General features: G+C 52.3%; 11 protein-coding genes. 5 read left to right on the top strand and 6 right to left on the bottom strand.

Going from position 1 to position 13,042, the window contains the following annotated elements; genetic code table 11:
* The first annotated feature begins 46 nt into the window (after positions 1-46).
* The 4 genes from ACNKIB_RS09305 (at position 47) to nifK (ending at position 4,132) form a co-directional block, all read left to right on the top strand.
* Positions 47-376 carry a P-II family nitrogen regulator gene (locus ACNKIB_RS09305; protein ID WP_417910290.1) on the top strand — a complete coding sequence of 110 codons (330 nt, stop codon included), beginning with the start codon at positions 47-49 and terminating at the stop codon, positions 374-376.
* A gap of 2 nt (positions 377-378) precedes the next feature.
* On the top strand, positions 379-753 hold the full coding sequence (locus ACNKIB_RS09300) for a P-II family nitrogen regulator (protein ID WP_417910268.1): 375 nt from the start codon (positions 379-381) through the stop codon (positions 751-753).
* A gap of 24 nt (positions 754-777) precedes the next feature.
* Positions 778-2,427, top strand: coding sequence for a nitrogenase molybdenum-iron protein alpha chain (gene nifD, locus ACNKIB_RS09295; protein WP_417910267.1), 1,650 nt, complete (start codon positions 778-780; stop codon positions 2,425-2,427).
* A 331-nt stretch (positions 2,428-2,758) separates the two neighbouring features.
* Positions 2,759-4,132 (top strand): nitrogenase molybdenum-iron protein subunit beta, encoded by a 1,374-nt coding sequence (nifK, locus tag ACNKIB_RS09290; protein ID WP_417910266.1) that lies wholly within the window; start codon positions 2,759-2,761, stop codon positions 4,130-4,132.
* Between the two features lie 49 nt (positions 4,133-4,181).
* On the opposite strand, the gene ACNKIB_RS09285 is transcribed toward nifK, so the two are convergent.
* From ACNKIB_RS09285 to ACNKIB_RS09270, 4 genes are all read right to left on the bottom strand, one after another.
* The gene (locus tag ACNKIB_RS09285) at positions 4,182-4,907 is read right to left on the bottom strand and encodes a hypothetical protein (protein ID WP_417910265.1); all 726 of its coding nucleotides are present in this window, start codon (positions 4,905-4,907) and stop codon (positions 4,182-4,184) included.
* Positions 4,908-4,969: 62 nt separating this feature from the next.
* Positions 4,970-6,865: a M6 family metalloprotease domain-containing protein gene (locus ACNKIB_RS09280; RefSeq protein WP_417910264.1), complete on the bottom strand. Its 1,896-nt coding sequence runs from the start codon at positions 6,863-6,865 to the stop codon at positions 4,970-4,972.
* A gap of 152 nt (positions 6,866-7,017) precedes the next feature.
* Positions 7,018-7,422: a hypothetical protein gene (locus tag ACNKIB_RS09275; protein ID WP_417910263.1), complete on the bottom strand. Its 405-nt coding sequence runs from the start codon at positions 7,420-7,422 to the stop codon at positions 7,018-7,020.
* A 115-nt stretch (positions 7,423-7,537) separates the two neighbouring features.
* Positions 7,538-8,725 (bottom strand): S8 family peptidase, encoded by a 1,188-nt coding sequence (locus tag ACNKIB_RS09270; RefSeq protein ID WP_417910262.1) that lies wholly within the window; start codon positions 8,723-8,725, stop codon positions 7,538-7,540.
* A gap of 396 nt (positions 8,726-9,121) precedes the next feature.
* Between ACNKIB_RS09270 and ACNKIB_RS09265 the strand changes: the two genes are divergently transcribed.
* Entirely contained in the window at positions 9,122-10,180 is a 1,059-nt protein-coding gene (locus ACNKIB_RS09265; protein WP_417910261.1) for a helix-turn-helix domain-containing protein, read from the top strand.
* Positions 10,181-10,476: 296 nt separating this feature from the next.
* Here the strand turns inward: ACNKIB_RS09265 and sbcB are convergent, their stop codons facing one another.
* Together sbcB and ACNKIB_RS09255 are read right to left on the bottom strand one after the other, a co-directional pair.
* Positions 10,477-11,883 (bottom strand): exodeoxyribonuclease I, encoded by a 1,407-nt coding sequence (gene sbcB, locus ACNKIB_RS09260; RefSeq protein ID WP_417910260.1) that lies wholly within the window; start codon positions 11,881-11,883, stop codon positions 10,477-10,479.
* Between the two features lie 737 nt (positions 11,884-12,620).
* The gene (locus ACNKIB_RS09255) at positions 12,621-12,950 is read right to left on the bottom strand and encodes a transposase (RefSeq protein ID WP_417910289.1); all 330 of its coding nucleotides are present in this window, start codon (positions 12,948-12,950) and stop codon (positions 12,621-12,623) included.
* Positions 12,951-13,042 lie beyond the last annotated feature (92 nt).

Genomic DNA, 13,042 nt, shown 5'->3' with positions numbered 1-13,042 from the left:
TTCGCGAACCGCCCCTGCAAGATACCGAACATACAAGGAGACATGAATCATGCTGATGATCAGAGCAATAGTACGACCAGAGAAATCAGACGAAGTGCTGGCCGCCCTTATGGATGCGGGCTTCCCGGCAGTGACCAAGTATTCCGTGGCCGGACGCGGCAAGCAACGGGGCATCAAGATCGGCGATGTGACCTATGATGAGATCCCCAAAACCATGCTGATGATGGTGATCAAGAACGAGGACAAGGACTTTGTCATCCAGACGGTGATGGACACGGCCCGCACCGCAGGCAAGGGCGCGTTCGGTGACGGCAAAATATTCGTCAGCCCAGTGGAAGAGGTCTATACGGTCAGCTCCGGCCAGAAGGAGGCCTGATCATGAAGGAAGTGATTGCGGTCGTCCGCATCAACATGATGAACCAGACCAAGAAGGCGCTCACTGATGCCGGCATTGCCGCCTTCTTTGCCCACGAATGCCAAGGGCGGGGCAAGGGCTTCATCAATCCGAAGATCCTCGAAGGCGTGGACAAGGGCTATGAGGAAGCGGCCTCGGTGCTGGGCGAGAAGGGCAAGCTCTACCCCAAGCGCATGGTGACGGCGGTGGTTGAGGACGAGAAAGTGAGCGACGTTGTCAGCGCGATCATCGCGGTCAACAAAACGGGCAAGCCCGGCGACGGCAAGATATTTATCTTGCCGGTCGCTGACGCAATCCGCGTCCGCACGGGTGAGAAAGGCGAGATCGCCATTGGCTGAGGTTCAACCGTTCAGGAGAACATAATGACAGCAGCAAAGAGCAGGAAAGCGCGGCTGGAGCCTGCGGAGGTCAAGGCCGAGCTGTTGGCCAAATACCCGCCTAAGGTTGCCCGCAAGCGCAGCAAGCAGATCATGATCAACGAGGCGCTGGAGAACGGCACCCCGGAGATCACCGCCAACGTGCGCACCATACCCGGCATTATTACGATGCGTGGCTGCACGTATGCAGGCTGCAAGGGCGTGATCATGGGGCCGACCAGAGACATCGTCAATCTGGTGCATGGGCCGATAGGATGCAGCTTCTACGCTTGGCTGACCCGGCGCAACCAGACCGACCCTGGCCCGGAAGGACCGGACGGCGAGAACTTCATGACCTACGCCTTCTCCACCGACATGCAGGATCAGGACATCATTTTCGGTGGTGAGAAGAAGCTGGCTGCGGCGATTCAGGAAGCCTACGACCTCTTTCATCCGAAGTCCATAGCCGTCTTCGCCACCTGCCCGGTGGGTCTGATCGGCGATGACATCCACACGGTCTCCCGCAAGATGAAGGAGAAGTTCGGCGACTGCAACGTGTACGCCTTTAGCTGTGAGGGCTACAAGGGCGTGAGCCAGTCCGCAGGGCATCACATCGCTAACAACCAAGTCTTCCGCCACATCGTGGGTGCGGACGACCGGCCAGTAGAGGGCAAGTATAAGATCAGCCTGCTGGGTGAGTACAACATCGGCGGCGACGGCTTTGAGATCGACCGTATCTTTAAGAAGTGCGGCATCACCAATATCGCCACCTTCTCCGGCAACAGCACGTATAAGCAGTTCGCCACTGCGCATCAGGCGGATCTGAACGCCGTCATGTGCCACCGCTCGATCAACTACGTGGCCGACATGATGGAGACCAAGTTCGGCATCCCGTGGATCAAGGTGAACTTCATCGGAGCAAAGGCAACAGCCAAGTCCCTGCGCAAGATCGCGGCCTATTTCGAGGACAAAGAGCTGATTGACCGTGTTGAGCAGGTGATTGCCGAGGAGATGCCGGAAGTCGAGGCTGCGGTTGCGGAGATACTGCCGCGCACTGAAGGCAAGACCGCCATGATGTTCGTGGGCGGCTCGCGGGCGCACCATTACAATGAGCTGTTCAAGGAGATGGGCATGAAGACCATCTCTGCGGGCTACGAGTTCGGCCACCGTGACGACTACGAGGGCCGCCGCGTCATCCCGACCATCGAGGTAGATGCGGACAGCCGTAACATTGAGGAGATTGAGGTCGAGGCTGATGCCACGCGCTTTAAGCCGCGCAAAAGCGAGGCCGCGATGCAGGCTCTCGAAGCAGCGGGCACGGTCAAGTTCAAGGACTATGAGGGACTTGCACCAGACATGGAGGCAGGCACGCTCATCATTGACGACCTCAACCAGCACGAGGCGGAAACACTGGTCAAACTGCTGAAGCCGGACATCTTCTGCGCAGGCATCAAGGAGAAGTTCTCCATCCAGAAGCTCGGCGTGCCAATGAAACAGTTGCACAGCTACGACTCTGGTGGGCCATACGCGGGATTCCAAGGAGCGGTCAACTTCTACAAAGAGATCGACCGGCTGGTCAACAGCAAGGTCTGGTCGTACATGAAAGCACCGTGGCAGGAGAACCCACAGCTTTCTGGCACGTATGTCTGGGAGTGAACCGTAGGGGCAGGCCCCTGTGCCTGCCCTGAACAGAATAGGGCAAACACAGAAATTCGCCCCTCCAGTGAGGTGGAAACAGATAGTAGGGTGTGACTTTATCTCACCCTCTATTGAGGGTTGGCTTCAACCAGTATTGTAGCCATCCTTCAACCACTATTGTAGCCATCCTTCAACCACTATTGTAGCCACCCTTCAACCACTATTGAAGATTGGCCCCAAACCATAGTGTGAATAAGATACGTAGGCATAGGGCGAGGCGCATCTTCGCCCTTGAGCACCGGGGCGATCACAAGGTTCGCCCCTCCATGAGAACTATAGGAGAGACACCATGCTCTTACGACATACACCGAAAGAGATCACTGAGCGCAGTGCCTTAACCATCAACCCGGCAAAGACCTGCCAGCCCATAGGCGCGATGTACGCTGCTCTGGGTATCCATGGCTGCCTGCCGCACAGTCACGGCTCGCAGGGATGCTGTGCGTACCACCGCTCCGCCCTAACAAGGCACTACAAGGAGCCAGTGAGCGCAGCGACCAGCTCGTTCACTGAAGGTGCGTCCGTCTTTGGTGGTCAGGCTAACCTGATGCAGGCTTTTAGCAACATCTTCTCAGTCTATAACCCGGAGATCATTGCTGTCCATACCACCTGCCTCTCCGAGACCATTGGCGACGACCTACCGCAGATACGCAAGAAGGCCATTGCCGAGGGTAAGATACCCGAAGGTAAATACGTGATCAGCGCGTCCACGCCCAGTTATGTCGGCTCGCACGTCACTGGTTTCGCCAACATGGTCAAGGCGATGACCGAGCTGGCCGAACCAACGGGCAAGAAGAACGGCAAGGTGAATCTCATCCCCGGCTGGGTCGAGCCTGCGGACATGGAGGAACTGAAGCGGTTGGCCAAGCTGATGGGCGTGCAGACCATCATGTTCCCGGATACGTCGGGCGTGCTCAATACACCTTTGACTGGGGAATATAAGATGTTCCCGGACGGCGGCGTAACTATTGCCGAGCTGAAGTCCACCGGTGATTCTATCGGCACTGTTGCCTTGGGCGAGTGGTGCTCTGGTGATGCAGCGCGTGAGCTGGACAAGCAGTACAAGGTGCCGTGCAAGATATTGGACATGCCCTTTGGCCTGAAAGCGACAGACCGCTTCATTGATACGCTGCACAAGATGGCTGGCGTGAATGTGCCGGAGGAGGTCATGGTCGAACGCGGGCAGCTCGTTGATCTGATCTCAGACATGCACCAGTACTTCTATCACAAGAAGGTGGCATTAGCTGGTGATCCTGATCAGCTTATTGCTATGACGGAGTTCTTAGTCTCCATTGATATGTGCCCAGTACACATTGTCACGGGCACGCCAGGCAAGAAGTTCGAGAAGCGCATCAAGGAGATTACAGCGGGAATGCCGTTCGAGGTGAATGTGCGGGCGAAAGGGGACTTCTTCCTCCTCCATCAGTGGATGAAGAACGAGCCGGTTGATTTACTGATCAGCAACACTTATGGCAAGTACATTGCCCGCGATGAGGATGTGCCGTTCCTGCGCTGGGGATTTCCAATCCTTGACCGGCAAGGGCATCAGTACTTCCCCACCGTGGGCTATAAAGGTGGGATCAGGTTATTAGAGAAGATACTGACCCTGCTGCTCGACAGGAAGGATAGGGATGATACGGAGATGAAGTTCGAGTTGGTGTTGTAGGGAGGGCGAGGAGCGGGCAGCATAGGCTGCCCGACCTCATATCTGCGCATTATGCCAGCTCGCAGACCGGAGAGCGCTTGGCGTATTCGTTATCAAGATACTCACTCTGCCGCCCGACATTCCAATCTGATGGAGAGGCAGTGTTGAATCGGGATATCACTTTGCTTATATCACCTTTCAGCTGATAGTAGTTGCCTTGATAGATGCGCCAGCGGCACAGGTCTATTGGGGTCACTTCCGAGGCGTTAACTGGCCCGGTCACACCAGCCTTCTCAAAAGCAGCTGCCACCAATTCAGAGCAGAAGAACTTACTGAAGTCCTCCTTGTTCAGTGTAGGTCCAGACAGGCCAAAGGGAAGTTTATCCAGAATATCCAGTGCTGACATTACTGCTTGCGGCGTGTCGTAGTACTTGCCCTTCTGGTTGAAGAGGAAATCGTAGAACTCCCTCTCGTTGAATTGGGTGGCTCTGATCTTCTCATCCAAGGGAAGCCACCACACTTCGCCCTCGTAGAGATCAAGACACTTCCTCATCTTTGAAGTCGTCACCCCAAAGACTCCATTGCCAGTGGTTGACTCGATGATCTCGTTGAAGAACCTGCCTTTCTTGTCGTCGTTCAGGGTCTTGGTCTGCAAGATCACCCCGACATGCGAGACATCGGACAGGGTGACAGACTTGATGAGTTCGGAGATGTTCGCCTTGCCGCTGAAGGCGATCACGTCGCCTGGCTTCATTCTCTCCCGTGCTTCATTGTAGGTGATTTGGATTGCATTCATTTTATTCTCTCCTTGGAAGCAGAGCGGGAAGAAACAATATCAGCACGCTCTGCAACACACACTTATTGCTCCTGCCGGACAGGATTGATTGCTACATCACCAATAATGCCGTCTCCTGATTCCTCATTAGCGTCTACAGTAGACCTGCTGCTTGCTATAGGATGACGAATAGCGTAGAAACATCCTTTTATGTCCAATCCGGTTTTGGCATATCCCATAATGCCGTTCATGGCATTGATGTTGACATTTGCCGTATATATTAAACCGGGGGCATTGTCAAAATTCCAGGCAACCATGTTGCCGACTTGTATCCATCGCCCACCACCATATGCGTATGTCCATTTACCGTTCGCGCAGAAAGTAAACGGGCTGGCTTTGAGAACTCTTCCTGTACACCCCCAGTCAACACAAACAGAATACCAAGTTCCAACAATGCTGTTTTCCTCCCCTTCTCCTGCTGTCGAGAACGTCATCATGGTTCCAGAGTCAGACACTTCACTTATTGTCAGACCTGAGTCTGCTCCATCCCACCATTTGCCGCTTGGTGATGTCGCATTATTGAACTCTGCATGAAGTGGTGCTGCGTATAAATCTCCTCCGTCTCCAGCATTGGCTCCATGTTCAAGATCATTACGGCCATCAGCTTGTTCCAGCGAACATTCATAATGCCTCTCAGGAATCATCTGTTCGTTGTTATTGCTGCCTAATTCATCAACGTGCCAGATAGCGAGACCTGAATCAGGGAGCGAGGCATCCCGTCCTGCTTGCTGCCGATTTTCAACAATGAAATATTCGGTGGCATTTTTTGGGTTGGGATAAAAGAGGAAATCATTTTTTCCAGCTAATACGGCGGCTGTCATGCAGCCTGTTATCGATGTCAGCCGTGATGTCCAACCTGCCTTGTGCTTCAGATATGCGCAAACTTGTGTCGGATTGTTGTTTGCGCCCCCGTAACACATCAAGCAGTAATCTCCAACTCCGGTTGATTCATATCCATAATCATATAGATCAGGAAAATCGCAGATCATATGACCATTTTCATGACAAAACGTGCCTAATGTGAGCTGATTGCCCATATTGGTGATCTGATAGTCAGAAAACCGTTTGCCAGCCGCCGCCTCATATGGTGCTGCTAACGTCCATGAATGCGGCCACAATCCTTCCGCCCAGTTGTTTACACAATCACCGGCATAAAAAACATTGAGAGCGTAGACATATCCCTCCCCGTCGCTGCTGAACTGGCTGAAATCAAAACCTTGCGACTTCAACCAGTCCAACCCTTCCACGATAAGCTCTCGGGCGCGACTGCCATAAGAGATCGAATTGTCAGTGTAATATGACCGCTCATGTTTGGCTGTATAGTAAGCAGTCACAGTGTTGGTGTAGTGCAGCTTGCCGTCAGAGTTGTCATAGAAGTAATCACACACCGAACCGTTGTTGCCGTTGTTGCTGTAGCCTCGCTGGTTACAGAAATTGCTTACCTCATCCTGAGCGATTGTGCCGATCACATCTGGAAATTGAATCAGAAGGCATAAACCGACATAATTGCCTGTCGTGCCTGATGCAGGCGGCGCACTTGACGCTCTTGTCAGCAAGGCATGCCGAATTTCATTCCGGCGGTTTTCACGGCGAATTTGCCAGCGCGGCTTTCCTTTAAGCTGACTTGCGCTTCGCAACGCTCTGATTCTCACTGTTTCCGTGCTGGCACGGAGATGCTGGACAAGCCGATGTGAACGAATATCCAAATCTCCAACCCGAATGCCGCTGGGCACCAGATCAGTCTTGTCAGCAGAAAGATCGGCATATTCATAATATCCATCTTTCTGATTTTTTATCACGGTGTACCCGTCCAGCGTTTCAAATACAGCATAATGCTGATTTCCTGACCCAATGACTTGAAATCTACTTCCATCAGGATTAGTGAAGGTGAATTCTTCGTGAAAAAACGGTCGTGGCATGATCTGCTCCTTTATACAGACATGATTCTTGGATTAAGAGGTTGTTTGCAACCTCATGCGACACAATATCAATGCACTTTTTCCCTTGCGAAATTAAGCTAGTGACCTATATCATTTATATCCCGCAAGGGAAGTTGGTAAACGAACTGGGTTTATGGGTTAATGACCAGATAATCAACGTAGAGCCGAATCGGGTAATTCCATTCTATATTTACCCAAATACTCACGGTTCCGTCTGTAGGTGCAACATTATGGAGGGTGTATTTAGCACCACCTATAAATTTTCCGCCATCTGCTGCTCCCTCGCCAATTGAAACGAAGACCATAGAACCCTTCTTGATAACATCCCAAGCAAGATTTAATGTCCACTGGCCATTTTTGTTTCCCCAATCATGCCGATAGGTAATGATACCATTTGGCAATGCCATTTCTACCGGTACGCCTTCTACGCTTGGCGGAGTTAACAGGCGTACCTGCTTTTCATTGACCTGCTGAGTAGTTGAGACATATAAACCACCCTGAGAAGAAGCTGAATTAACCTCGAATGCTGTAGCCATGATTAACCTCATTGAGTATTGTTAGTTGAAGATAGAAAAAACTAGAACAAAAGAGACTAGTTCTGTTATTGAATCATGATTCACCTCCTATTTGCTATACTACGCAGGAAAACGATCAGGTTAGCGGTGCCTGCACAATCCCTGCGCCAACGCTATCTTCTTTAATGCCTTGTACCAGAGGCGCGGTTGTTCCGCTGGCAATCAGCCGAGCCAACAAAGGAAGATATTCAACTCTTCCGTGCTGCTCGATTTCACGCTGCGCCCAAAGAGCGGCAACACCGGCAACATGAGGTGTGGCCATGCTAGTTCCTTGGAGGCTGGCGAGCTTTCCGCCTGGCCAAGCAGAGACAATGCCCCTGCCCGGCGCGGCGATGTCCACCTGCGTGTTGGAGAAAACAGCCACATCCAGCTTGTCTCCATCATCCGCTTGCCCCAATGCGCCAACAGAGACAACTTCTGTTCCAGCGGCAGGAGGAGCAACAGCAATTTCGTATTCCGGCCTCCGGCTTTCATTGCCTGCGGCGGCAATGATCAACACATTTCTCTCACGAGCGTATTCCGCTAGCCGGGTGAACAGATTGATATTCGCCCGATAACCTTCTAAGGCGATTGAAGTGGCTGGTTCTGCCTTTAATCCGCAGTCGATCAGATATTTGACGTAGCCCGGAAAATCAATTCCCAGAGACATTGAAATAATGTGGGCATTTTCACTGATTGCCCAGCCAACAGCATCAGCGATTGTTGCAGAAGAACCGCCGTCCTTGCCAAGTACTTTGCCGATAAGTGCTTTCTTTATCTTCTGAGCAATCCCGAACCGCAGCCCGTTGATATCCTGCCCGAAGATCGTGCCAGCGCAATGCGTGCCATGTCCAATATCATCATGGTCTCCCTCTAAGGTGAAGTTGCGCTGGAGCAGCTCTACTCCGGTGAACGCAGGGTGTTCTGGGTCTATGCCGGTATCAAGCACTGCTACGGTCACGCCAGAACCGTCATAACGTGATTCCGATGCTCGGACAGCCTTGATGCCCCAAGTCGGCGAAGATAAACTCGCTATTTCAGCCTCGCTCAAGATAGAGGATTGGGTCGGGGCGATCAGACGGATCGGCATTACTGGTGCGATTGCATCAACACTGGGATCGCGTCTCAAATCGTTGACCTCTTTGGCGGTCAGGTCCGCCTTGGCAATCTCTACAGAAACAGGTCTGAGCCCGGAACGCTCAGTACTTGAAACCGACCAGCCGTAATCTAAGGTCGGTGTGACAAGGTTCCTGCGGCTCATTACAACAAACTTTGATGCAGCCATTTTTCTCTCCTTTTCCAGAGGTGATGTATAAAACCGCCTGAATAAATTTGTAGAGGCGATTGCTAAAAGAAATTGCAGCACACGCAGCAATCTGTTATGTTGATTCAGTTTCAGTTGACACCCATAAGGGTCAGGAACTGAAATTGAACGCTCCTGCTTTTGTTGCAACCATCTTAAACGATATTCTGCGCTGTTTTAATGTCCTGTCGCGTCATAAACAGGAACTTTCGCTTCACTCTGACTGATGAACTCTTCATCAGCTATTCGTTCCGTTTTGATGATGCCATGATAACCTATCTCGCTTGCTGTTTTAATGTCCTGATGCGGCAAAAAACGGAACTTTCGCATCAGAACAAAAAGATTCCTTGGTCAGCTTAATTACCTCAGGTGAACACCATGTCGTTTCTTCACAAGGACCACGATCCACCCAAAGAGTGCCGCATCGTCAGCAGCATGGGCAGCGTTGCCGTGTTTTATGCTGCCTATCTTGGCTTGTCTGTTGAGCAAATCAGCAACGAGACCGGCATTGCGCCAGCGGTGTTAATGAACCCGGACACTTATCTGCCAGAGACTTTTTTTGAAAAGTTTTTCAAGATGCTGGCCGATACCTTCCCAGGCCGGAATGTCGCCTTAGAAATGGCCCGCACCGCACCGCTTTCCTATCTGGGTGCACCAGGTAATCTGCTGCGCCGCTCGCCAGACATGCGCTCCATGCTGGAACTTTTCGAGCAATACCACGACCTGCTTGCTGACCGACTGGAAATGAAGGTGATTGACTGGGGTAAGACCGAGACCATCCTGCGCACGCATCAGCCCTTAAGTCGGCAGGACGGCGGTATTGGGGCAGAAGTGGGACTCTGTATGGGCGCGAGGATTGCGCAAGAGTGTTTCGGGGAAGAGGTGCTGCTTCGGGTGCAGTTCTGTCACAGTCCAATTGGCCCAATTGCCGCCTACGAGGATTTCTTCAAGGCACCTGTGTCCTTTAACGCGAAGTTCAACGCCATGTTCTTTGCCAGCCAGTGTTTGGAGCGACTGAACCGGAAAGGCAGGCCAGAATTACGCGGTACACTTGAGCTGCGCCTCCAACGGCTCCGGCAGGAACTGGATCCAGCCGAGAGTGACGGGTTGGGCGAGATCCGCAAAGCGGTGTTGCGCAATGCCTTAAAGGGGGATTATTCGGTATCGAGTTTGGCGAAAAGCGTGGGCATGAGTATCAGCGGTCTTCAACGCCGCTTGCGGTCTTCTGGCAGCAGTGCCAGTAAGTTGCTGGACGAGGCCCGGCAGGTCAATGCAATGGGTTTATTGTCTGACAGAAACCGCAGTATTGACGATGTGGCCTATCAGCTCGGCTTTGAGAGTGCGCGGGGGTTCTGCAAGGCTTTTCGCCGTTGGACAGGGAAAAGCCCAGCCAAAGTGAGAAATGAACGCCTGAGTGCTGAGATGACTATGAGGTAAGGGAAGAATGCGGCTCGGTTGCCAAGGAGTTTGGCTCGGTAAGAAAGGAGTTGGAGTCGGCAGCAAAGGAGTGCGGCTTGGCAAAACTGCTTTCCTGTTAAGCCGCAAAGGAGTTTGGCCGACTCCAACTCCTTTCCAAGTTAGCCAAACTCCTTTGGTACTCGGCCAGACTCCTTTCTTGCCAAGCCGCACTCCTTTGCTGCCGACTCCAACTCCTTTCTTACCGAGCCAAACTCCTTTGCCAGCGAGTACGAAAGGAGTCGTTTCTACAAGTTACGCAAAAAATACCGCGTCGTTTAATGCACCCACTCGACCAACAGCTTGAACAGCTCTGGCTGTTGCTCTGCGGTGCCATTGCTCGCCAGTTCCTCCAAAATCTGCCGGTATCTCGCCAGCGTCAGTTCATTGCCAAATTGCCCTTCTAAGAGGCGGGCTTCACAGAAATGCCGCCACTGCTCCTGCTCCTTGGCCTCAAGGTATTCCGGCCAATTGCGTGCTCGATAGCGAAAATAAAGGGTGCGCAAGCGTTCGTCAGCAAAGGGCGGCTCCCAGGCTGCCAGCTGCTCCGGTTTTTTCGCCAGCACCTCGTTGCAGAGACGACGGTCCTTGTCAGAGATAAACTTTTCATACAAAGCCGCATCGGCATCAGGCGGCTGGCTTGCCGGTGCCTTTTGTTGATATAAGGCGGTCAGTCGCTGCGTCAGGGTTTTGTCAGCCAAGAGCTGCTGCCGATGCTGCTTGATCTGCGGCCAGTCAATCTGCCATTTTTCTGCCATTGCTGGCGTGAGGGTGTTGACAGGAGCCAATACTGGCGACTTATTGCAATGCACACCTTTCAGGGCCAGCCGTTGAAACCCCTCTGGCATCTCCTCACTGCGAGCGTAAAGATTCTCTGCCATCTCTTCTGGGGTCATGGCCAGGAGCAGCTGCGGATCCTGGCGCAGATCATAGACAATGATCTCGTTTTTATTGCGTGGATGCTGGAGCAAAGGAATGACAGGCGCAATGCAGCCCTTGGCTGCTGGATACATGCCGCTGACATGCAGAACTATCTCGTGCGCCTGGAGATTGAGCAGCTTGGCCGCCTCGTTTTTCTGGCGGAGCTGGAAACAGTAGTCGTAAAGGCGCGGCTTGAGTTGTTTGAGCAAGCGAGCCAGGGCAAGTGTAGCGCGGACATCACTGAGAGCATCGTGCGCCTCATGGTTAATACCGTTGGCGGCAGCGAGTAGATCGAGGCGAAAACTGGTGCTCCCCTCCCAGTTGATTTGCTCAGGCCGCAGGGCATGGGTAACGCGAACCAGGTCAATGATATCCCAGCGCGCGCAACCGTCCTGCCATTCGCGGGCATAGGGATCGATAAAGTTGCGATAGAACCCGAAGCGCGTCACTTCGTCATCAAAACGCAGGCTGTTGTAGCCAACTCCGCACGTACCGGGCAAAGACAGCTCGGCATGAATCTGCCGAAAGAAAGCGGCCTCATTCAGCCCTTTGGCTGCCGCCTCTTGCGGGGAAATACCGGTCAGCAGCACGGCCTCTGGGTGAGGAAGCGCATCGCCTGCCAAACAACACCACAGCACGAGCGGCTCACTGATCTCCTCTAGCTCCAGATTAGTGCGGACAGCCGCAAACTGCGCGGGCCGGTCTTTCCGGGGATTCAGGCCCCAGGTCTCATAATCATGCCACAGCAAGGTGATTTCGGTCATTGTCCTGTTGTCTTGGAGGTGGTGTGCGTTATCGGCGATCCAACATCGGTCAACGATAAGCTCGACAAAAAAACGTTGGAAGAGTATGGTGTTGAGCTGAAATGCTGCTCCAGTTTGTTTCGTTGCTCATGGTGCTGAGGCAAGTTGTCTCGTCAGGCGCATAACTGCAAGGTAACGGCTTCGCATTCTATCGTCAACTTCTTCGTTTTGCTCTATACTCAAGGTGAAATCTTTTCGGCTACTATTTTCTCCAACTGAGAGGAACTCAATGAGCCGGATGCGGCAGTTCGGCTGCTGCCTTCGTAGCACTCCGAATGAGTGTCGATAACCAAAGGATTTTCTTTGGCGGAGCAAGGAAGACAGGCGGCGGGGCAAGCCTGCAACGTGGCGTTGTCGATTTGCAATGAGGCAAGTCAAGCGTGAAACGTGGTATTTCACGCTTACTATGAGGCAAAGGAAGTTTGCAACGTGACGTTTCAAGCGTGCAATGAGGCGGAGGAAGCGTGAAATGCCTCATTTCATGCTTACCATGAGGCTCAGAAAGCGTGAAACGCGGCATTTGAAGCGTGACGAGAGGCGCGGAAAGCGTGATCTGAGACAGATGAAGTTTACTTTGAGGCAAAGTAAGCGTGACTTAAGGTGGAGACAGCGTCCTTTCCTGCATCAGGAACCGTTACAGCAGTTCGAGGTGGTTACGCGGTCACAGAGGAGAAATAACTATAGACCTCTTGCATAAGTCATCGGCCAGCAATTGTTAGCTCCATGTTATAGACGGCGGCGATCAAGCTGAAGCGGAGACCAAAACGCTTTCTCCTGTTTCGATACCGTTCGCTCAAAATACGGAACACTTTGAGTTTGCGAAAAATATATTCAATCACCATACGTTTCCGAGATAAAGTCCTGTTGCTTGTTTTTTGTTCTTTGTCTAATGGATGCAGTTTAGTTTTTTTGAACGGTACCTGACTGTTGGGATGTATTTTAGTCACGCCTTGATAACCGGCATCTGCGAGCAGGAGAACATGCGGTGGCTGGCAGTTTGGCTCCGCTTTCTTTGAAGAGCTGTACAGAAAGCTACGGAAAGAATTTTTCCGGTCTTCATCTCGGCGATTATTTGAGCTTTCTGAGTATAATGCTTCTTTTTGCTGCTATAGTGCTACTG

The sequence above is a fragment of the Candidatus Electronema sp. PJ genome (genome assembly GCF_048287395.1).
Classification (GTDB): Bacteria; Desulfobacterota; Desulfobulbia; order Desulfobulbales; family Desulfobulbaceae; genus Electronema.
The sequence above is the reverse complement of the archived record's forward strand: the minus strand, read 5'-3'. Positions and strand labels throughout refer to the sequence as shown.

Excerpts from the sequence above, each read along its gene's own strand:
- ACNKIB_RS09300 (WP_417910268.1), top strand. The coding sequence starts at position 379 with ATGAAGGAAGTGATTGCGGTCGTCCGCATCAACATGATGAACCAGACC.
- nifD (WP_417910267.1), top strand. The coding sequence starts at position 778 with ATGACAGCAGCAAAGAGCAGGAAAGCGCGGCTGGAGCCTGCGGAGGTC.
- nifK (WP_417910266.1), top strand. The coding sequence starts at position 2,759 with ATGCTCTTACGACATACACCGAAAGAGATCACTGAGCGCAGTGCCTTA.
- ACNKIB_RS09285 (WP_417910265.1), bottom strand. The coding sequence starts at position 4,907 with ATGAATGCAATCCAAATCACCTACAATGAAGCACGGGAGAGAATGAAG.
- ACNKIB_RS09280 (WP_417910264.1), bottom strand. The coding sequence starts at position 6,865 with ATGCCACGACCGTTTTTTCACGAAGAATTCACCTTCACTAATCCTGAT.
- ACNKIB_RS09275 (WP_417910263.1), bottom strand. The coding sequence starts at position 7,422 with ATGGCTACAGCATTCGAGGTTAATTCAGCTTCTTCTCAGGGTGGTTTA.
- ACNKIB_RS09270 (WP_417910262.1), bottom strand. The coding sequence starts at position 8,725 with ATGGCTGCATCAAAGTTTGTTGTAATGAGCCGCAGGAACCTTGTCACA.
- ACNKIB_RS09265 (WP_417910261.1), top strand. The coding sequence starts at position 9,122 with ATGTCGTTTCTTCACAAGGACCACGATCCACCCAAAGAGTGCCGCATC.
- sbcB (WP_417910260.1), bottom strand. The coding sequence starts at position 11,883 with ATGACCGAAATCACCTTGCTGTGGCATGATTATGAGACCTGGGGCCTG.